General features: G+C 39.6%; 16 protein-coding genes and 1 pseudogene. 16 read left to right on the forward strand and 1 reads right to left on the reverse strand.

All coding sequences use genetic code 11. The features are described from left to right. The first annotated feature begins 44 nt into the window (after positions 1-44). The 8 genes from lepA (at position 45) to IE199_RS05020 (ending at position 6,576) form a co-directional block, all read left to right on the forward strand. Positions 45-1,835, forward strand: a complete 1,791-nt coding sequence (lepA, locus tag IE199_RS04985; protein WP_189767881.1) for a translation elongation factor 4 — start codon at positions 45-47, stop codon at positions 1,833-1,835. Positions 1,836-1,844: 9 nt separating this feature from the next. Then, a complete protein-coding gene (gene lepB / locus IE199_RS04990; RefSeq protein WP_189767883.1) occupies positions 1,845-2,765 on the forward strand; it encodes a signal peptidase I in 921 nt (306 codons plus the stop codon). After that, positions 2,765-3,481, forward strand: a complete 717-nt coding sequence (gene rnc, locus IE199_RS04995; protein ID WP_189767885.1) for a ribonuclease III — start codon at positions 2,765-2,767, stop codon at positions 3,479-3,481. The genes lepB and rnc overlap by 1 nt, the downstream gene beginning before the upstream one ends. A 1-nt stretch (position 3,482) precedes the next feature. Beyond that, complete coding sequence (gene era, locus IE199_RS05000) at positions 3,483-4,391, forward strand: GTPase Era (protein ID WP_189767887.1); 909 nt, start codon at positions 3,483-3,485, stop codon at positions 4,389-4,391. Positions 4,392-4,406: 15 nt separating this feature from the next. Then, positions 4,407-5,087 carry a DNA repair protein RecO gene (recO, locus tag IE199_RS05005; RefSeq protein WP_189767889.1) on the forward strand — a complete coding sequence of 227 codons (681 nt, stop codon included), beginning with the start codon at positions 4,407-4,409 and terminating at the stop codon, positions 5,085-5,087. 10 nt (positions 5,088-5,097) lie between these two features. Next, positions 5,098-5,829: a pyridoxine 5'-phosphate synthase gene (pdxJ, locus tag IE199_RS05010; protein WP_189767891.1), complete on the forward strand. Its 732-nt coding sequence runs from the start codon at positions 5,098-5,100 to the stop codon at positions 5,827-5,829. 6 nt (positions 5,830-5,835) lie between these two features. Next, on the forward strand, positions 5,836-6,216 hold the full coding sequence (acpS, locus tag IE199_RS05015) for a holo-ACP synthase (protein WP_189767893.1): 381 nt from the start codon (positions 5,836-5,838) through the stop codon (positions 6,214-6,216). Positions 6,217-6,327: 111 nt separating this feature from the next. Further along, the gene (locus tag IE199_RS05020) at positions 6,328-6,576 is read left to right on the forward strand and encodes a hypothetical protein (RefSeq protein WP_189767895.1); all 249 of its coding nucleotides are present in this window, start codon (positions 6,328-6,330) and stop codon (positions 6,574-6,576) included. 24 nt (positions 6,577-6,600) lie between these two features. On the opposite strand, the gene barA is transcribed toward IE199_RS05020, so the two are convergent. Next, positions 6,601-9,450 carry a two-component sensor histidine kinase BarA gene (gene barA / locus IE199_RS05025; RefSeq protein ID WP_189767897.1) on the reverse strand — a complete coding sequence of 950 codons (2,850 nt, stop codon included), beginning with the start codon at positions 9,448-9,450 and terminating at the stop codon, positions 6,601-6,603. A 184-nt stretch (positions 9,451-9,634) separates the two neighbouring features. On the opposite strand from barA, the gene relA reads away from it, so the two are divergent. From relA to IE199_RS05060, 8 genes and pseudogenes are all read left to right on the forward strand, one after another. Next, complete coding sequence (gene relA / locus IE199_RS05030) at positions 9,635-11,830, forward strand: GTP diphosphokinase (protein WP_189767899.1); 2,196 nt, start codon at positions 9,635-9,637, stop codon at positions 11,828-11,830. A 3-nt stretch (positions 11,831-11,833) separates the two neighbouring features. Then, positions 11,834-11,962, forward strand: a pseudogene (gene mazG / locus IE199_RS21910) (nucleoside triphosphate pyrophosphohydrolase); the annotation flags it as partial. Positions 11,963-12,020: 58 nt separating this feature from the next. After that, positions 12,021-12,509, forward strand: coding sequence for a hypothetical protein (locus tag IE199_RS05035; RefSeq protein WP_189767902.1), 489 nt, complete (start codon positions 12,021-12,023; stop codon positions 12,507-12,509). Positions 12,510-12,522: 13 nt separating this feature from the next. Next, positions 12,523-13,320 (forward strand): nucleoside triphosphate pyrophosphohydrolase, encoded by a 798-nt coding sequence (gene mazG, locus IE199_RS05040; RefSeq protein ID WP_189767910.1) that lies wholly within the window; start codon positions 12,523-12,525, stop codon positions 13,318-13,320. A gap of 30 nt (positions 13,321-13,350) precedes the next feature. Further along, positions 13,351-14,148 carry an enoyl-CoA hydratase-related protein gene (locus IE199_RS05045; RefSeq protein ID WP_229854531.1) on the forward strand — a complete coding sequence of 266 codons (798 nt, stop codon included), beginning with the start codon at positions 13,351-13,353 and terminating at the stop codon, positions 14,146-14,148. Further along, positions 14,145-15,353: an iron-containing alcohol dehydrogenase gene (locus tag IE199_RS05050; protein WP_189767914.1), complete on the forward strand. Its 1,209-nt coding sequence runs from the start codon at positions 14,145-14,147 to the stop codon at positions 15,351-15,353. The genes IE199_RS05045 and IE199_RS05050 overlap by 4 nt, the downstream gene beginning before the upstream one ends. 329 nt (positions 15,354-15,682) lie before the next feature. Beyond that, positions 15,683-17,911: a M4 family metallopeptidase gene (locus IE199_RS05055; protein WP_189767916.1), complete on the forward strand. Its 2,229-nt coding sequence runs from the start codon at positions 15,683-15,685 to the stop codon at positions 17,909-17,911. 156 nt (positions 17,912-18,067) lie between these two features. Beyond that, positions 18,068-19,693: a winged helix-turn-helix domain-containing protein gene (locus tag IE199_RS05060; protein WP_189767918.1), complete on the forward strand. Its 1,626-nt coding sequence runs from the start codon at positions 18,068-18,070 to the stop codon at positions 19,691-19,693. Positions 19,694-19,745 lie beyond the last annotated feature (52 nt).

Here is a 19,745-nt window from a genome sequence, read left to right on the forward strand (position 1 = left end):
TCGCCACTATTGACTTGTATATGCTGTAAATTTATTTCCCTTTTATGAAGAATATCCGAAATTTTTCTATTATTGCCCATATTGACCACGGTAAATCTACGTTATCAGACCGACTGATCCAACATTGTGGAGGCCTATCTGATCGTGAAATGGCAGAGCAAGTTTTGGATTCTATGGATCTAGAACGTGAACGTGGCATTACGATCAAGGCACAAAGTGTTACCTTAGACTACAAAGCTAAAGATGGTGAAACATATCAACTAAACTTTATCGACACTCCAGGTCACGTAGATTTCTCTTATGAAGTATCTCGTTCTTTGGCGTCTTGTGAAGGTGCATTATTAGTTGTTGATGCTGGCCAAGGTGTAGAAGCTCAAACGGTTGCTAACTGTTACACTGCGATTGAAATGGACTTAGAAGTCCTACCTATCTTAAATAAAATTGACTTACCACAAGCTGATCCAGATCGTGTGTGTGAAGAAATCGAAGATATTATAGGGATTGATGCTACAGGTGCGGTGGCTTGTTCGGCAAAAACTGGTTTAGGTATTGAAGATGTATTGGAATGTATTGTTGAAAACATTCCACCACCTAAAGGCGAGCCTAACAGTAACTTGCAAGCTTTGATTATCGACTCTTGGTTCGATAACTATCAAGGGGTTGTTTCACTTGTTCGTGTGATGAACGGCGAAGTGAAAAAAGGCGATAAAATGTTGGTGATGTCGACAGGACAAACTCACGTTATTGATAAAGTGGGTATTTTTACGCCTAAGCAAAAAGAAACTAACATACTTAAAACGGGTGAAGTTGGTTTTATTATTGCTGGTATTAAAGAGATTCATGGTGCGCCTGTTGGTGATACTATCACCATCCACAAGAAAGAAGCAGAAAAGCCGTTAGCCGGATTTAAAAAAGCGCAACCACAAGTATACGCTGGTGTTTTCCCTATCAGCTCTGACGATTATGAAAGTTTTCGTGATGCGTTAAACAAATTAAGTTTAAATGACGCGTCATTATTTTTTGAACCTGAAAACTCATCTGCATTAGGCTTCGGTTTCCGTATAGGCTTCTTAGGCATGTTACACATGGAGATTATTCAAGAGCGTTTAGCTCGCGAATATGACCTAGATTTAATCACAACGGCACCTACGGTAAACTACGAAGTAGAAACTACCAAAGGCAAGGTGTTATCCATTGATAACCCAAGTGACTTGCCACCTGTTAACGAAATTCATGAAATTCGTGAACCTATCGTTCAGGCAAATATCTTAGTGCCTCAAGAGCATTTAGGTAATGTGATTACCTTGTGTATAGAAAAACGCGGCATTCAAAAAGATATCGTATATCACGGCAAACAAGTAGCGGTAACATACGAATTACCCATGGCTGAAGTGGTAATGGACTTCTTCGATAAATTGAAGTCAACTAGCCGGGGTTATGCTTCTTTAGATTATCATTTTGTTCGTTTCCAAGCGTCTGACATGGTTCGAGCGGATGTGATGATTAACGGTGATAGAGTTGATGCACTTGCTATGATCACTCACCGTTCAAATTCTGTTGCTCGTGGCCGCATGTTAGTTGAAAAGCTACGTGAACTAATTCATCGCCAAATGTTTGATATTGCTATTCAAGCTGCAATTGGTAACAACATTATTGCGCGTACAACAGTTAAGCAATTACGTAAAAACGTAACAGCAAAATGTTATGGTGGTGACGTTTCACGTAAGAAGAAACTTCTACAGAAACAAAAAGAAGGTAAAAAACGCATGAAGCAAGTAGGTAACGTTGAAGTGCCTCAAGAAGCCTTCTTAGCGGTACTGAAATTAGAAAACTAAAGGATATTTATGGCGGTTTATTTTTCAATTTTGTTGGTTGCTTTAACCCTAGTTTGCGGTGTTGTTTGGGTGATAGATAAGTTTCACTGGGCACCACAACGTCGTTTGAAACTTGCAGTAGCTCAGGCGCAATGTGAAGGCGAATTAGGTGCAGACGCAGAAGCGAAAATCATGGAAGCGCCATTTTTTATCGATACGCCAGTACAAATCTTCCCTGTGATAGCCTTTGTGTTGGTATTGCGTTCTTTTTTGTATGAACCATTTCAAATTCCATCAGGTTCAATGATGCCAACATTGCTTGATGGTGATTTCATTTTGGTAAACAAATATAACTACGGTCTGCGTGATCCAGTTTTCCGCGAAAAATTTGTTGAGATTGGTGCACCAGAGCGTGGTGACGTTGTTGTATTTAAATACCCTCTTGATACTCGTATTGATTATATTAAACGTGTGATCGGCCTTCCAGGTGACCGCATTATTTATCGTAATAAATCAATTTACATAAAACCTGCGTGTACTGATGAAGTGAAAGATTGTGGTAGTTACAAGCAAATAGAACAGAACTTTGTCAGCAATGGTGATTACCACGATGGTGATGTACCGTTAACGCGTTATAAATTAAAGCTAGGTGAGAAAACTCACGATATTTTAGTCAACAATCAAATATTACCAAGAACAGCACATTTCTTTAAACAAGCCGGCACTCAAAAGGATGAGTTTGTAGTACCTGAAGGGCACTACTTTGTTATGGGTGATAACCGTGATAACAGTTTAGATGGTCGTTTTTGGGGCTTTGTACCAGAAGAGAACCTAGTTGGTGAAGCGGTGTTTATTTGGACAAGTTTTGATTTTGAAAGAACACAAGAAGATCTATTACCGACATGGGTGCCAACTGGCATTAGATTTTCTCGTATAGGTAGCATTGAATAATGGTAAAAAATACGCCTCAAGCAATTGCGCAGTTAGAAAAACGCTTAGGCTATCAGTTTAAAGAACAATCTTTACTTATGCGGGCGTTAACACACCGCAGTGCTAAAGGTTTACACAATGAGCGTTTAGAGTTTTTAGGTGACTCCATTTTGGGGTTTATTATCGCTCAAGCGTTGTTTGACAAGTTTCCTAAAGAAAATGAAGGTGACTTAACTCGAATGCGCTCTAGTTTAGTGAAAGGGGTAACTTTAGCTGAATTAGGCAGACACTTTGAATTGGGTGAACATTTGATATTAGGCCCAGGCGAATTAAAAAGCGGCGGTCATCGAAGAGAATCTATTTTAGAAGATGCAGTAGAAGCCATCATTGGCGCTGTTTATCTCGATTCTGATATAAAAACCTGCAAAGCCTTGGTATTAACTTGGTTTGACAAAAAACTAGCACAAATTAAACCGGGCCAAGCGCAAAAAGATCCTAAAACACGACTACAAGAATACTTGCAAGGTAGAAGAATCGCTTTGCCAGTGTATGAAGTGATTGAAACAACGGGGCAATCTCACAATCAAGAATTCACTGTGCGTTGTACCACGAGTGAAATTGACAACGAAGTTGTTACCAAAGGCACTAGTCGCCGTAAAGCTGAACAAGCAGCTGCACAAAAAGTGCTAGAATTAATCAAAGAGAAAAACCCAAAAGCTAAATTGGCGAGTCAATAATATGAGTCAGGTAAATCATTGTGGCCTAATTGCCATCGTTGGTAGGCCAAACGTTGGAAAGTCTACCTTACTTAATGCGCTTTTGGGGCAAAAGGTGAGTATCACTTCTAAAAAGCCGCAAACCACACGTCACCGTATTTTAGGGATCTTAACTGAAGGTCATCATCAGGCAGTATTAGTAGACACTCCAGGCCTACATTCAGACGAAAAACGTGCAATTAACCGCTTAATGAACAGAGCGGCGAGTAGTTCTATTGCAGAAGTTGAGCTAGTACTGTTTTTAGTTGAAGGTACACACTGGACAGACGACGACAACTTAGTGCTGCAAAAAGTTAAAAATACTGGTGCACCTTGCATTATGGTGATCAATAAAATTGATAATGTGCAAGACAAAGAAGAGCTATTGCCACACCTTAGCATGTTAAGTGAACAATATAATTTTAAAGATATTATTCCTATTTCTGCTTCTAAAGGTGATAACGTTGAAAAAATAAAACAGCTTTGTTTGTCAGCATTACCTGAAGGCGAGTTTTGGTTTCCAGAAGATTATATTACTGACAGATCAAGTCGTTTTATGGCATCAGAAATTATTCGTGAAAAGCTGATGCGATTCACAGGCGATGAGTTGCCTTACTCAACGACGGTAGAAATAGAACAGTTTAAAATTGATGATCGTGGCGTACTTCACATAAACGCTTTAATTCTTGTTGAGCGTAATAGCCAAAAGCGCATGGTAATTGGCAACAAAGGTGAGCGTTTAAAAACAATTGGTCGCGAAGCTCGTCGAGATCTAGAAGAGTTGTTTGAACGACAAGTGTTTTTAGAATCTTGGGTAAAAGTTAAATCAGGTTGGGCAGATGATGAAAGAGCACTGCGCAGCTTAGGTTATGGCGACGATTACTCAGGATAACCAGCAGGCCCTGTTATGCGTGATGTTGAGCAACAAGCCTATTTACTGCATTCAAGACCATTTAAAGACAATCAGGTGATCGCTGAATTCCTTACTAAAGATCTTGGTAAGGTGGCAGCGGTTACTTATGTTAGTTCTTCGTCTAAACACTCTAAAAAGGCAATACTCCAGCCTTTTATTCCACTTGTTATTACACTCAAAGGTAAAGGTAACTTAAAGTCAGCTTCAGCAATTGAAGCGACTGGAAAGTCATTTGTTCTGGCTGGGACTCATTTATTTAGCGCGCTTTATGTCAACGAATTACAATGTAAGCTGTTAACTGAATCAGTGCCATCACCTCTCCTGTTTGACTTTTATCAAGAGACTATTTCTCGTTTAGCGCAGCAACAAGAAGTTGAACCCATTTTGCGTGCATTTGAATGGCAACTGTTGCAAGAGCTTGGATATGCGCTTGATTTTTCATCGTTAGAACACCTAAAGTGTCAATATTGCCAGTTTCTTCCTGACGTAGGATTTATTGCGTTTGAGCAAAGCAATCAAGGTTCTGCGTTGGAACGCAGCCATTTGCTCGCTATTGCTAACGAGCAAGCGTTAGACAAAGCAGCAATGCAAACATTTAAATTATTAATGAGGCAAGTGATTCATTACTTGCTAGATGGACGGCCATTAAACAGCCGTAAATTATTTACCCGATAGAGAATTACACATGAAGGATATTTTACTAGGCGTTAATGTTGACCATATTGCTACATTAAGACAAGCACGAGGCACTACCTATCCTGATCCTGCCCACGCGGCGTCAGTGGCTGAACATGCTGGCGCTGATGGTATTACCATTCATTTACGTGAAGATCGTCGTCATATTATTGACCGTGATGTTTATGTGATGAAAGAAACAATACAAACTCGTATGAACTTAGAAATGGCGGTCACTGAAGAAATGTTAGCCATTGCCTGCGAGGTCGAGCCAGAATTTGTCTGTTTAGTGCCTGAAAAGCGTGAAGAGCTTACTACCGAAGGTGGCTTAGATGTTGCCGGTCAGCTAGATAAAATTACTGACGCCGTTGCTCGATTGGCTGAGCATGGTATCAAAACCAGCTTGTTTATTGACGCAGATAAAACACAAATTGATGCCGCACTTGCTTCAAAAGCACCTTTTATTGAAATTCACACTGGTCAGTATGCTGAAGCTGAAACAGAAGAAGAACAGCTTGCAGAATTAGCGCGTTTAGAAGAAGGAATTAAGTACGCCCACAGCATTGGACTAAAAGTTAATGCGGGTCACGGCTTAACTTACCATAATGTCAAACCTATCGCTGCTATTGAAGAAATCATTGAATTAAACATAGGTCATGCAATTATTGCTCGTGCTGCTATCGATGGTTTAGAAAAAGCAGTTCGTGATATGAAAAGACTGATGTTAGAAGCAAGAATGTAGGGCGTTATGTCAGTTGTTGGAATTGGCACAGACATAGTGCAAATAAGTCGCTTGGAAAAGATGCCTGAAAAGGTACTTAATTCACTGGCAAAGCGGGTGCTAACACCTGAAGAATTAGCGGTGTTTAACGAGCTGAAATTTAAAATCCCCTTTTTAGCCAAACGCTGGGCTGGTAAAGAAGCCGCAGCTAAAGCACTAGGAACGGGTATTGCCGATGGTGTGTCTTTCCAACACATGCAGATCAATTCACTTGCAAGTGGACAACCTATTTTAGCGTTGAGTGATGTTGCGTTGACAAAAGCTAAAGGTCTAGGTGCTAAATCGTGGCATATTTCGTTGTCAGATGAAATCGAATATGCAACGGCATTTGTTGTATTGTCTAGCTAACGGACTAAATTGACCAAACTCAGCATAGGTGGCTTTGGCATAACTTTCTTTTTGTATAAAAAATGTACTATACTGAATTGGTGTGTATATTTTTGTTATTGGAAGTGTGTTATGCAGTCACCTAATCAACCAGTAGTAGACAGAAGAAGAGAGCCTCCCGAGCAATCCGTTTGGTGGTCTAAATTATCGCTGGCGCAAAAGTTTTCCGCTAGCAGTCTTGGTAAGTTCGGTTATGAACTGGCCTTTGTTCGAATAGAAAATGGTCATAGCTTAGCCGTAATGATGTGCAATGGTGGCGTTGCTGTTATTTCCGAAGAAGGTGACATTAACACATCACCAGATATCCATATCAGAAAATAAAAAAATGTTAAATTGAGGCGTTTATTAACGCCTCATTTGATCTATCTCTTCAAATGCTTGGTCAGCAAACGCTAATACGTTATCGACATGTTCAAAAAACTCTAAAAACTCCGGCTCTAAATCATCAATGTTTGCGCCTCGCTTCAATTCAGTTTCTAATTGATGCACGAGTTTGCCAAGATCGGGTACGCCAGAATAACAACACGCACCGTTGAGTTTATGCATAAGCTCTTTTACTCGCTCTAGATCTTGGGAAGTTATCGCTTCTTGCATGCCTGTTCTAACCTCGGGAAGACTCTCAACAAGTCCGGTTAACATATCTTTAGCCAACTTGGGTTTTCTGCCTGCTCGTTTTAAAGCCAGTGGCCAATTGATAACACTTGAAGTTTCCAAACTAAAACCAGACTGCGGTGTAACATCAATAGCTGGTAGTGGCTGCTCAACTGATTTTTCAAAGGGTAAATCGGCATTTAACAGTTTTGCTCTTGAAGCTTGGGCACCAAGAAGATCTAAGTCACAATACTCATATATGGTGTGTCTAAGCATTGTTTCGTCAATAGGTTTGGTCATGTACGAGTCAAAACCTTCTTGTAACAACCTATCTTTTTCGCCACTTAAAGCGTGTGCGGTCACGGCAATAATGGGCGTATCTTCGTTAAACGTTTGTGCTTTGATATGTTTGAGGGCGCTGATCCCGTCCATTACTGGCATTTGAATATCCATAAAGATAAGCGCAAATTTTTCATTTTTACATAAATCGAGCGCTTCTTGGCCATTGGTTGCGGTAATCACTTCGGCAACTTGCTCCTGCAACAATGCTTCTATCAGCTTTAAGTTAGCGTCATTGTCATCGACGGCAAGTACTTTAATAGGCACTTTGTGCTCGAGTACTTCGGTCAGAGAGTTGGCAAAGTCAAAGTGCTGGGGAATAAGGGCTTTACACAGTTTTTCCGGCGTTAACGGTTTACTCATACAGCTTTTGGCGCCAACAACAATAAGGGCTTCTTGTAAGCTTGGTGAGTTACTGTTTATCGCTAAATGTATCGATGGAATATGGGCTTTAAGAGAAACAATTAGCTGTTTTAAATCATTGATGGCTATTGGTGAAACATCGTGGCCTAGCAAAGCAAAATCAAAGGATTTTTTTCGAGATAGGGCACTGGTTACTTCCGCTAAGTTAGTTACAGGTGTCACCTGCATTTTCCAAGACTCTAAAATCTCACTGTTGGCGATTCGGCTATGTGTGTGTGGCTCTAAATATAAAATACTTTTATCGCGTAATGCCGGAGGTGAAAGCAGCGCATCATCTGGTATTGGGTTAATTTCACACTGAAAGGTAAACCAGAAGGTAGAGCCTTTTTGTTGGTCACTCATAAAGCCAATATCACCATGCATTTCTTTAACAAGACGCTGTGAAATGACCAAACCAAGACCTGTGCCACCATAGAGTCGAGTAACACTTTTATCCGCTTGACCAAAGGCTTCAAAAATTGTGTTTTGTTGATCACTGTTCATACCAATACCAGTATCGGTAACAGTAATTTTAAGCACTGCAACATTATTGTTGGCACTTTGGCAATCGATGTCTAAGTTGACGGAGCCTTTTTCGGTAAACTTAATCGCATTATTGGCAAGGTTAATCAATATTTGTTTAACGCGCATGGCATCGCCAATAAGCGAATCAGGTAAGTCAGGTGCGACACGTAATGATAACTCAATATTTTTCTTATGAGCACTAGGTGCTAACAATACAATGGTTTCTTCTACCGTTTCACGCATTGAAAAAGGAATTTTTTCAATCACCATTTTGCCGGCGTCAAGTTTAGAAAAGTCCAAAATGTCGTTGATAATTGCCAATAAATTATTGGCTGAACGTTCAATTGTTTGTAAATAATCTCGCTGAGTATCTGATAAAGGCGTTTTTAAAACTTGGCGAGTAAAACCTATAACTCCATTTAATGGCGTTCTTAATTCGTGACTCATATTGGCCAAGAACTCTGATTTCACTTTGTTTGCGTCTTGTGCTTTACGCTTTGCGATGTCTAACTCAACGTTTTGAATTTCAAATTGCTCTAAGCTCTCCCGTAAGTCTAACGTTGCTTGGTCAATACTGCGCTGCATTTCATCGCGATAATCACTTAGTGATTGTGCCATGACATTAACACCGTTTTTCAAGAAGTTAAGCTCACCAATTAATTGTCCTGTAATACGTGATTCAAGTTTTCCTTCACGGATCCTGTCCACCGCTTGCACCATGGATGAAATTGGTCGAGTGACATCTTTAATCAATCTTAAGGTAAACAATGCACTAATTAATGAACCCAATAGGGCTATTGCAAATGCGATGATAAGCTCATTTTGTTTATCATATTGCACTTGGTGTTTATCTATATGAATTGCAACATAGCCCATAGTCACTTGTGTAGAGATGTTATTAGCAATGACTTGAGTAGCACTTTGTTCATCGATAATCGGCGAACGTACGATGATAAAGTCATCAAAATGCCGAAAAGTTGTTATAGCAGGTATTTGGCTACCAGAGTCAATTCGCATTAATTCAATATCACCATGGTATGCGCTAGTGACAAAGAGTTGATTGTCTTTGGTAAAGATACTCACGCTTTTTACCAGTTCAGATTGGCTGCGGTGGGCAAAATTTACCAGTTCTCGCAATCGGTCACGTTCTTTATTTTTTAGCGAATGCACACCTGCAATGGCGATGGGTTCAATGATACTTTGTGCTCGGCTTTCCAAATAACTGTTAAGCTCAACATGGCGGTTATAAGAAAAATAACCTGCAATTGCTAAAGCAATTATTGTGGTGGGAACAATGGTCAATAAAATGACCCAGTCTTTAAGACTAAATTTATGCATAATGACAAATTAACCGAGCAAATAATAAATTGCGAATTTTCTGTGTTTTGTTACACACTTTTTTCTCATTCTTTTGTATCATGGCACAGTCGTCAAACATTTTCATCAGTAAGTCAAAAATATCAATGACTTTACCAGTTTTGGTTTATCTTGATGAAAGCTAAACCTTTTTGTAGGAAGTAATATGGTTTCGGTTCGAAAATCACACCAAATGACGGAAACAAACTTTGGTCACTGGTTAGACTCTTTAGAAATTTCAAATGATAAAAGGCTGGCATTAAATAATATATGGCAGCAACATCACTCGTTGTTTGACGACAAAGAAGAGTGCCAGACCAAATCTTTGGAAATGGTTGAAATATTAGCAAGTTTAAATCTCGACAAAGATTCCCTTACCGCAGCATTTCTTGTGCCATTGGTCGAATATCGATTGCTTAGTCTCGAACAGGTTGAAGAGAATTACAGTAAAGCCGTGCTATCACTTTGTGAAGGCGTTTTACAAATGGACGCTATTAAAACCCTACAACAAGGTCAATCTAGTAAAGTTTCAGTTAATCAAGTAGACAATATTCGCCGTATGTTACTAGCTATGGTGGAAGACGTTCGCGCAGTGGTTATTAAATTGGCAGAGCGTTTAGTTTACTTGAGGTTAGTGAAAAAGTCTGACGAGGAAACTCGTGTACTCGCGGCAAAAGAAACAGCCAACATCTATGCACCATTAGCAAATCGATTAGGTATCGGGCAATTAAAGTGGGAATTGGAAGATATTTCCTTTCGTTACTTACATCCCGACACTTACATGAAAATTGCTAAGTTACTGGATGAAAAGCGCCTAGATCGCGAACAATACATGTTAGATTTTGTTGCAGACCTGAACAAAAAAATCAAAGATGCGGGTATTGATGGCGAAGTTTATGGACGTCCAAAACACATTTACAGTATTTGGAAAAAAATGCGGAAGAAATCGCTCGACTTTGACCAATTATTTGATGTCAGAGCCGTGCGGATTGTCGTTGATAAATTGCAAGACTGTTATGGTGCTTTAGGTATCGTCCACACAAGCTGGAATCACCTACCGAGTGAATTTGACGATTACGTTGCAACACCTAAAGCCAATGGTTATCAGTCGATTCACACTGTAGTACTTGGCCCTGAAGGCAAAACCGTTGAAATTCAAATTAGAACGCGTCAGATGCATGATGACGCTGAGCTTGGTGTTGCTGCTCATTGGCGCTATAAAGAAGGTACAGCTTCAGGGAAAACCAGTGGTTTTGATGAAAAAGTCAGTTGGCTGAGAAAAATCCTTCAATGGCAAGAAGATGTCAGTGAAAGTGGTGAGCTACTTGATGAATTAAGAAGCCAAGTATTTGAAGATCGCATCTATGTGTTTACCCCCAATGGCGATGTTATCGATTTACCCATAGGCGCTACGCCATTAGATTTTGCTTATTATATTCATTCAAATGTAGGGCACTGTTGCATTGGTGCCAAAGTTTTTGGTCGAATTGTGCCATTTACCCATAGATTACATACGGGTGATCAGGTTGAAATACTTACCAGTAAAAACCCAAACCCAAGCAGAGACTGGTTAAATCCTTCACTTAATTATATTCATACACCTAGGGCGCGCGCTAAGGTTCAGCACTTTTTTAAACTGTTAGACAGAGACAAACACGTTGCTCATGGCAAAGAGCAACTTGAACAAGAACTTGAGCGTTTACATATTGATAAATATGATCTAACGCCTATTTGTACAAAGTATAACGTCAATACGGTTGATGATTTATACGCAGCCATTGGCTCGGGAAACGCCCGTTTACAACAAGTTGTAAATTCGATTGCTTCTCAGGAAGAAAAAAACAAACCTGCAACTGATTTTGACCCTCAGTCTATCGTTAAACCAAGTAGTTCACCGCAAAAACAGCAAGTTGATGCTAATGGTATTACTGTGTCGGGTGTTGGTAATTTATTAACGCATATGGCCAACTGTTGTCACCCTGTACCTGGAGATGATATCTGTGGCTTTATCACTCAGGGGCGTGGAATTTCAGTGCATCGCCTTGATTGCGAACAGCTACAACACTTGTTAACGCAACAGCCAGAACGTGAAGTTGACGTGCAGTGGGGCGATCAAGACAAAGGCAACTATCAAGTCACCATAGAAATTAAAGCTTATGATCGTCATGGTTTATTGCGAGATTTATCAACCATCATTGCCAATGAGCGAATATTAATTGTTGGTCTTGAAACTCGTTTAGATCGTAAAACTCACATTAATACCTTAACAATTGATATCGAAATTTCTCATCAAGAAACGCTGCAACGCCTGTTAAATAAATTTATGCAACTTGATGATGTATTAGAAGCAAAGAGAAAATAAAGTATGTTAGAACAACCGGCCTCAATTGAAAAACTAAAGTGGATCATGGCGCAATTGCGCAATCCTGAAACGGGATGTCCTTGGGATTTAAAACAGACTTTTGCCACTATAGTGCCTCATACTTTAGAAGAGAAATGTAATTTGTCACGGAAAACATAGTTAAATTTTTTTATCGTGGAAACGTAAAAAGATGGAGTTTAGAAAGAAAATCACTTATTTCAGTATCACGCATTTTTGGGTGATTTTTATTTTTATAATGGCGTATTTTTCATATTACATTTTTGAACATCCAGATGCGTGGACGCATCAGGATACTCGTTTCAAAAGAATAGTTGGATATTATACTGCTCCATACATTATGGTTTTATCAATAGTTTTTCCACTCTATCAATGGTTTAAATGTCGAAAAATAGAAGTGAGACTGAATGAGAGAGTGATTTATTGGAATGGTAATGTTATCGATATTAGTAAGGTAAATGAAATACATAAAATATATATTCCTTTAACGAAATCATTTCAATATATATTTTATGAAGTTGTTCCAATGGAGCATCGAAAGAAAGCTGTAATTCCTATTTTTTTTATTCCTAACTCGGAAAGAGAATTTGAAAGAGAATTAAACGAATTCTGCATTAAAAATCATGTAGAACTTGTTCTCAGCAAAAATATTAAAATGTGAGTGATATTTTCAAATGTTAAATGACAAAGCCTCAATAGAAAAACTTAAGTGGATTATGGCGCAATTGCGCAATCCTGAAACGGGATGTCCTTGGGATTTAAAACAGACTTTTGCCACTATAGTGCCTCATACTTTAGAGGAAGCTTACGAAGTAGCAGACGCCATTGAGCAACAAGACTTTGCAGAGCTGGAAAAAGAATTAGGGGATTTACTGTTTCAAGTAATTTTCTATAGCCAATTGGGTCAAGAAGAAAAAAAGTTTGATTTTGATTCTGTAGTTGCTGCAGTTTGTGAAAAATTAATAAGACGACACCCTCATGTTTTTGGTGATACCGCTTTAGCAACAGATGAAGAAATTAAAGCTAATTGGGAAAATGAAAAAGCCAAAGAACGTGCGGTTAAAAATAATGATGACAACATCAGTATTTTGGCTGATATTCCTAAAAATTTACCAGCACTCTCTCAAGCGGCTAAAATTCAAAAACGCTGTGCTCACGTAGGATTTGATTGGCCTGATAAGTTTCAAGTATTTGAAAAAATTGAAGAAGAAGTCGCAGAAGTTAAACAAGAGTTAGATCAAGGCACAGATGGCCTAGCGGAAGAGCTAGGTGATTTATTATTTGCTGTGGTCAACTTATGTCGACATGCAAAACAAGACCCAGAAGCCTTATTAAGGCAAGCAAACAGCAAGTTTACTAAACGGTTTAATCATGTTGAACAAAAGGTTAAACAAAGTGAAAAATCCTTTGAACAGCACGATTTACAAGAACTTGAAGATTACTGGCAAGATGCCAAAGTCCAATTAAAATAACAAGAAAACAAAAACTAAAGGTAAATGGTGATGAACCTACCCAAACTCAGTGACAGCAAACTTACCGTTGAAAATAATATCGCACTGTTAACGTTTGATCGCCATGACGTGCGCAATGCACTCACTGGTACCAAACTTACCGACGATATTGTCGCTACTGTTGAATGGGTTAACCAATATGAACATATTGCGGTGTTGGTTATCACTGGTAATGGCTCTGCGTTTTCTGCTGGCGGCAACGTTAAAGATATGGCTGATAAACAAGGCGACTTTGCTGGCGATGTTGCAACTTTAGAACAGAAATATCGCCAAGGTATTCAACGTATTCCTAAGGCATTACACAACTGTGATGTACCCATTATTGCCGCTGTAAATGGCCCAGCTATAGGTGCAGGCTTTGATTTAGCAAATATGTGTGACATTAGAATTGCTTCTGAACAGGCAAAATTTGGTGAAACCTTTATCAACTTGGGGTTGATCCCCGGTGATGGTGGTGCTTGGTTTATGCAGCGACTGATTGGCTATCAACAAGCGGCGGCACTTACGTTTACTGGTAAAGTGATCAATGCTGAACAAGCTTTGCAGATGGGGGTAGTATTGGCGGTTTATGCTCATGATGAATTTTTATCTAAGGCGATGGCATTGGCAGAAGAAATCGCGAGTAAACCTACTGCAGCACTGCGTAAAACCAAGCGCTCAATGAAACTTGCTCAGCGTACTCAGTTAAACGACTTTCTTGATATTTGTGCGGCGTTTCAGGGCATGTGTCATCAAAACGATGAACATATGCAGGCGGTAAACCAGTTATTAGAAAAACTAGCAAAATGATCAAAGCAACGTTGCATCATTTAGTTATCGGGGGCAGACGTTATATTAATCGACTGATTCATATTCCGTTACCTACCTTGGTGACAGGAGCCGACCATATAAGTGATGCAACTGAGTTACTGCATCGACATAAATTTAATAATGTTATGGTGGTTTCCGACCCTCAGCTTATTAAACTCAATTTAGTACAGCCTTTGTTAGATTCCCTAAAACAAACTCAGATCAGTTATTCCTTATTTGATCAAGTTACACCCGACCCAACTATAGCGGTTGTTGAACAAGGTTGTGAGCTATATCGGAATGAAAGTTGTGATGCCATCATCGCATTTGGTGGTGGCTCTGTGATTGATTGTGCAAAGGCGATAGGTGCGAGTATCACTAAAAACAAGCCGATTAATAAGCTGGCAGGATTGTTTAAAGTTCGTAAAAAGCTGCCATATTTTATAGCTATTCCAACTACTGCTGGTACAGGTTCAGAAGCCACTTTAGTTGCGGTGATCACAGATGCCACTGCCCGTAAAAAGTTTACCGTGATTGACCCCTGTTTAGTACCTAATGTGGCTTTGTTAGATCCTGCACTGATGAAAGGGTTACCTGCTAACATTACGGCTGAAACTGGTATTGATGCGTTAACTCACGCCATCGAGTCTTATATCGGTTGCCACGCATATCCATTAACAAAACAATATGCTATTTCGGCGATGAGTAAAATTTTCAACTTTCTTCCCGTTGCCTACGCCAATGGAAATAATGAACAAGCACGTGCTGAAATGGCGATTGCCAGTTTTTATGCTGGTGCCGCTTTTACTCGAACATCCGTCGGTTATGTTCACGCCATCGCTCATCAACTAGGTGGTGTTTATCATGTTCCACATGGCTTAGCTAATGCCATTGTATTACCCCATGTATTGCATTTTTCATTGACCAATGCTGCCACTAAGTTGGCCCAATTGGCGAAAATTTTACACATGGTGGATATGGATTGTAATGAACAATTAGCAGCAAACACTTTTGTTAAACGAGTAGAACAGCTACTTGAAACGCTAAATATTCCTAAACACTTACCACAATTGCAACAAGCAGATATTAACATGTTAGCCGAGCGTGCAATTAAAGAAGCGTATTGTGATTACCCTGTACCAAGGTTAATGAATGAAGCGCAGTGCCGAGATATTTTGCAAAATCTTTTAACTACTCACAGTTAAATAACAAAAATTTTTCTACATTTTACTTATGAAATAGCTCAGATCATTGCTTTAACACTAGGCTTTATTAGCAAGGTATTAATGCTATGTTCGTATTTTCTTATGAACTTGTTATGTGTCGAGCTTTTATATGTGTTTTTCCAATCTTAATTTGTTGAAAATAATAATTAAAAACCAAATATTATCTTGTTTGTAACCTTTATTTTACATATGTTACAAAATGTAATCGTGTGCTGATTTTGTACGATTGGGTGAAGTACAGATTCCTGTCTTATGTTTGAAAAGTCCCAAATTAGGGGCAAACAATAACAAAATAAGAAGGAATACACATGAAGATTAAACTTCTGGCACTTTCAACCATGTGGGTATACGCCGTCTCATACTCGGCAAATACTCTAGCGGCTGAAAGCAAAGCGACTCAATTAAACGAACACGGTAAAGCATCATTTGTAACGGGTGAGGTGGGTTTGTTATCTGCTAAGCCTAGTGCAAGCCAATTATCGAGTGTGATAAGCGACGCGTACGGTATTAAACTAAATTCAAATGTTTCATTTGAAATTAAAGATCGTTGGTTAGATAAACTAGGCATGTCTCACATTCGTTTAAATCAGACAATCAATGGCATACCTGTCGTTGGTGCAAATGTAACTTTGCACATGGAAAAGCAGCCACTAGGCTTGCAAAAGGGTGAAAGCAAAAACAAAGTTTATGCCGTAACGGGGATTGTGGCACAGCATAGTGCAGCAAATTCTCGTGATCTAGATAGCCCGTTAGCCAAAAATAACGGTGGCGATTCTGCATCTATTAACAGTGATTCAAAACGTGTCTCAGAGCTGGCTAGCCAAGAAGGGTCGATAGTTTCAGCGCCAAAACAAGTTTATGTTTATCTGCCTATTTCTGGAGAAACGAAATTAGCCTGGCAAGTAGAAGTTTCTTGGAACAATGGGGGGATGGATTTTGGTCAAGACAAGCTGTTTTACGATACAGCAAATTTTGATCTACTGACGCGTCACCCTCAAATTTACCCTGCTAAGTCTTGGAAAACTTACGACTTACAAAACCAAGATCAAAACGCTGCACCGGGTGTATTAAAATGCACTAACAATCAAAACTGTAACGACGCATCAGCTCAGCGCGCTCATAATGGCGCCTCAAAAGTTTACGATTATTATCTAGCTCGTTTTAATCGCGACAGCATTAACAATGCCGGTATGACTATGGTATCTAGTGTGCATCTAGGTAACAACGTCGCTAATGCTTATTGGACAGGCAGCCAGATGATGTACGGTGACGGTGATGGCAATATTCTTGATGATCTAACGCTAAGTTTTGATGTCATTGGTCATGAGCTGACGCACGGTGTGACACAATATACTGCTGGTTTAATTTATAACAACGCCTCAGGTGCGTTAAATGAAGCGTGGTCAGATATTATCGGTGTAACTGCTAAGGCGTATCGTGATAACACTACGGTCGTTGATTGGAATTTAGCGGAAGAGAGCTATACACCAAATACACCGGGTGACGCGATGCGTTACATGAAAAATCCAACCGCTGATAACTACTCTAAAGATTGGTACCCTGAACGTATTCCATTTACTTCAAACCCAAATAACGGTAACGATTACGGTGGTGTCCACGGTAACTCCGGGATTGCTAACTTAGCTTTTGCGCTATTAGTCGATGGTGGCAGTCATCCAAGAGGTAAGTCTCCTGCGCAAGTGCCAGGTATAGGCGTATTAAAGGCTGAGCAAATTTTTTACCGCGCATTAACTACCTATATGAACCAAAGCACTAATTTTTCGGGCGCAAGAACCGCAACGGCACAAGCGGCGCAAGATTTATATGGTAGCGCGGAAAAAACAGCGGTTGAAACTGCATGGTGTGCTGTAGGAGTAGGCTCGTGTCCAACGGGTAATACTGATCCTATCGCATTGCAAAATGGTGTGGCGCAAGGTGGCATCACCGGCGGTGAAAAATCAAATCATTACTTCACATTAAATGTACCTACTGGCGCATCAAACTTAAACTTTGCTACTACAGGGGGGACTGGTGATGCCGACCTATACGTTAAATATGGTAGTCAAGCTAGCTTAACTGACTACGATTGTAATAGTGAAACTTCGACTAGTAATGAAAGCTGCTCAATTAGTAATATTCAGGCTGGTACCTATCACGTTACTGTTCATGCTTGGAATGCCATAAATAATGTAAGCTTAACCGGCAGTTATAGCACTAGCGGTGGTGGTTTACAGCCTATTAGTGAACAAGAAACTAATATTTCTGTTGGTGCACAAGCATGGACTCGGTACTGGTATGACTTACCAGCAGGTTACAGCTCAATGACGGTGGCAATTTCTGGTGGTACTGGTGATGTTGATATGTATGTGCGATTTGGTAGCCAATCAACCTTAAATAACTATGATTGCCGTCCATGGAAAAATGGTAATAGCGAGTCTTGTACATTTAACAATCCAGCCAGTGGCCGCTGGCATTTAGATTTATATGGCTATAGTGCCGCATCAGGCGTCACTTTAACGCTACAAGCTAATCCATAAATAAAAAGACAAAAGCGCTGATAACCTCAGCGCTTTTTTTAAACTAGTGATCACCCTGTAAAGGCATGAACTTAAAACAAAGATTGGCGAATCATTACTATATTGCTTTACAATGCAATGCAGTAAATTTGACGTTTAGCTAAGGATAAGGGATTAGTGCATTATTGTATTGGTGATTTTACACTGCACCCGTTAACCAACAAGGTTGTTATTGGTAATGAAGATAAACCCATAAGACAAAAAACTTTACAGCTATTGGTTTATTTACTTGAACATCAAGACGCTATTCACAGTAAACAGCAGCTGTTAGATGCCATTTGGCAAAGTGCAGGTGCTCAAGAACATGTGCTCTTTCAATCAATTAACGAAATTAGAGCGATTTTTAAGCCTTTGGAAGTGGTAAAAACCTTTCCTCGTCAAGGTTACCAGTGGATTTATCCTTATTCAAAAGTAGAAACTGTCACTAAAACTTCTCACGAAATACCTACACAGAAGAAAAATCGTTACGCAATATTCGCTTTATTGACTATTTGTCTCGCTGTCTTTTCGGCTCTATTTCTGAGTAGTTGGCAAGTTGATAGGCAGCAACCGAATGATACAGCAGGCAGTGCATTAAATAGCCCGATAATGAGTCGAGAGTTAGTTGTTTTACCGGTAGAGAATACGGTGAGCGATAAAAGTTTAGCTTGGGTACGGCTAGGTGGTATGGACATCATGATTAAACAACTACAAGCGCAAAATAAACTTGCCGTGCTTGATGTTGAAGATGTGATGATGACACTTGCGCGAGGTAATAGTTTTGATCTCAATAATGTTGAACAGCAAGCAAGAATGATCCGCACCAATGTGGGTGAAGCAGTGACCTTACAAACTAAGTTGTTGGGTGCGCCAATGCAATATCAGTTGCATTACCGCCTTGTCGGGCGATATCAACAAAAACAAAACATTATCTATGCAGATACAGTAGATCAGCTTTGGCCACAATTGGTCACACAAATATTGCATCATTATCAAGAACCACAAACGGCAACTGACTTTAATGAGCAATATGCTGATCACCACTTATTGCAAGCGATGGAGCATTTTCACCGCCAAGATTTTGATAAAGCTGAGCAATATTTTAATGTATTACACGATCAACGCCCTAGCTCAGTGATCGCCATGCGCTACTTAGTTAAGTTGTTGCGATTTCGCAGTGCCTATGAACAAGCTGAAGAACTGGCGAGCAAAGCGTTAATTGAAGCTGATCGACAGGGAAAAATGCGCGAATATTCTCGTATTGTCTTTCAACAGGGGGTTATTGCGAGCAGCCAGCTACAGTTTGAAAAAGCCAATAAGTATTTTGAACAATCAAGAGCCTTAGCGGATAAATATGGAGACAAACTTTATGTTGCGTTTTCACATACTGAAATCGCTCGATTGTTAGCGATAAAAGGCTACTACTCCCAAGCTGAAGCTTTATATCTTGAAGCGCTCAAGTATCATGAATCATTTCGTTGCCCCTATGGCCAAGTGGCTAATTTACACGCTCTGGCAGAGCTACAATGGCAAGTAAAAGACAAGCTGCAAACGAATGATTATTATGTTGAAGCAATGGCGGTGGCGAAACAAAACAATTTAAAAGTTGAGCAGGTGTTTTTACTACTCAGCCTTAAAACACATACCGTTACTCAAGAAGATAAACAACAAATAACGGATAAAATTTACGCCCTTATAGAGACCTTACCTAACGACAATATCCGGAAGTATCTGACTGGTATATTAGAGAACAAACAAGTTTAGAGATTTTTAACGTATTGTTTTATATGGATTATAGAAAATTATAGCGTTTTAT

It is taken from the genome of Thalassotalea marina (assembly GCF_014656435.1).
In the GTDB taxonomy this organism is placed as follows: Bacteria; Pseudomonadota; Gammaproteobacteria; order Enterobacterales; family Alteromonadaceae; genus Thalassotalea_C; species Thalassotalea_C marina.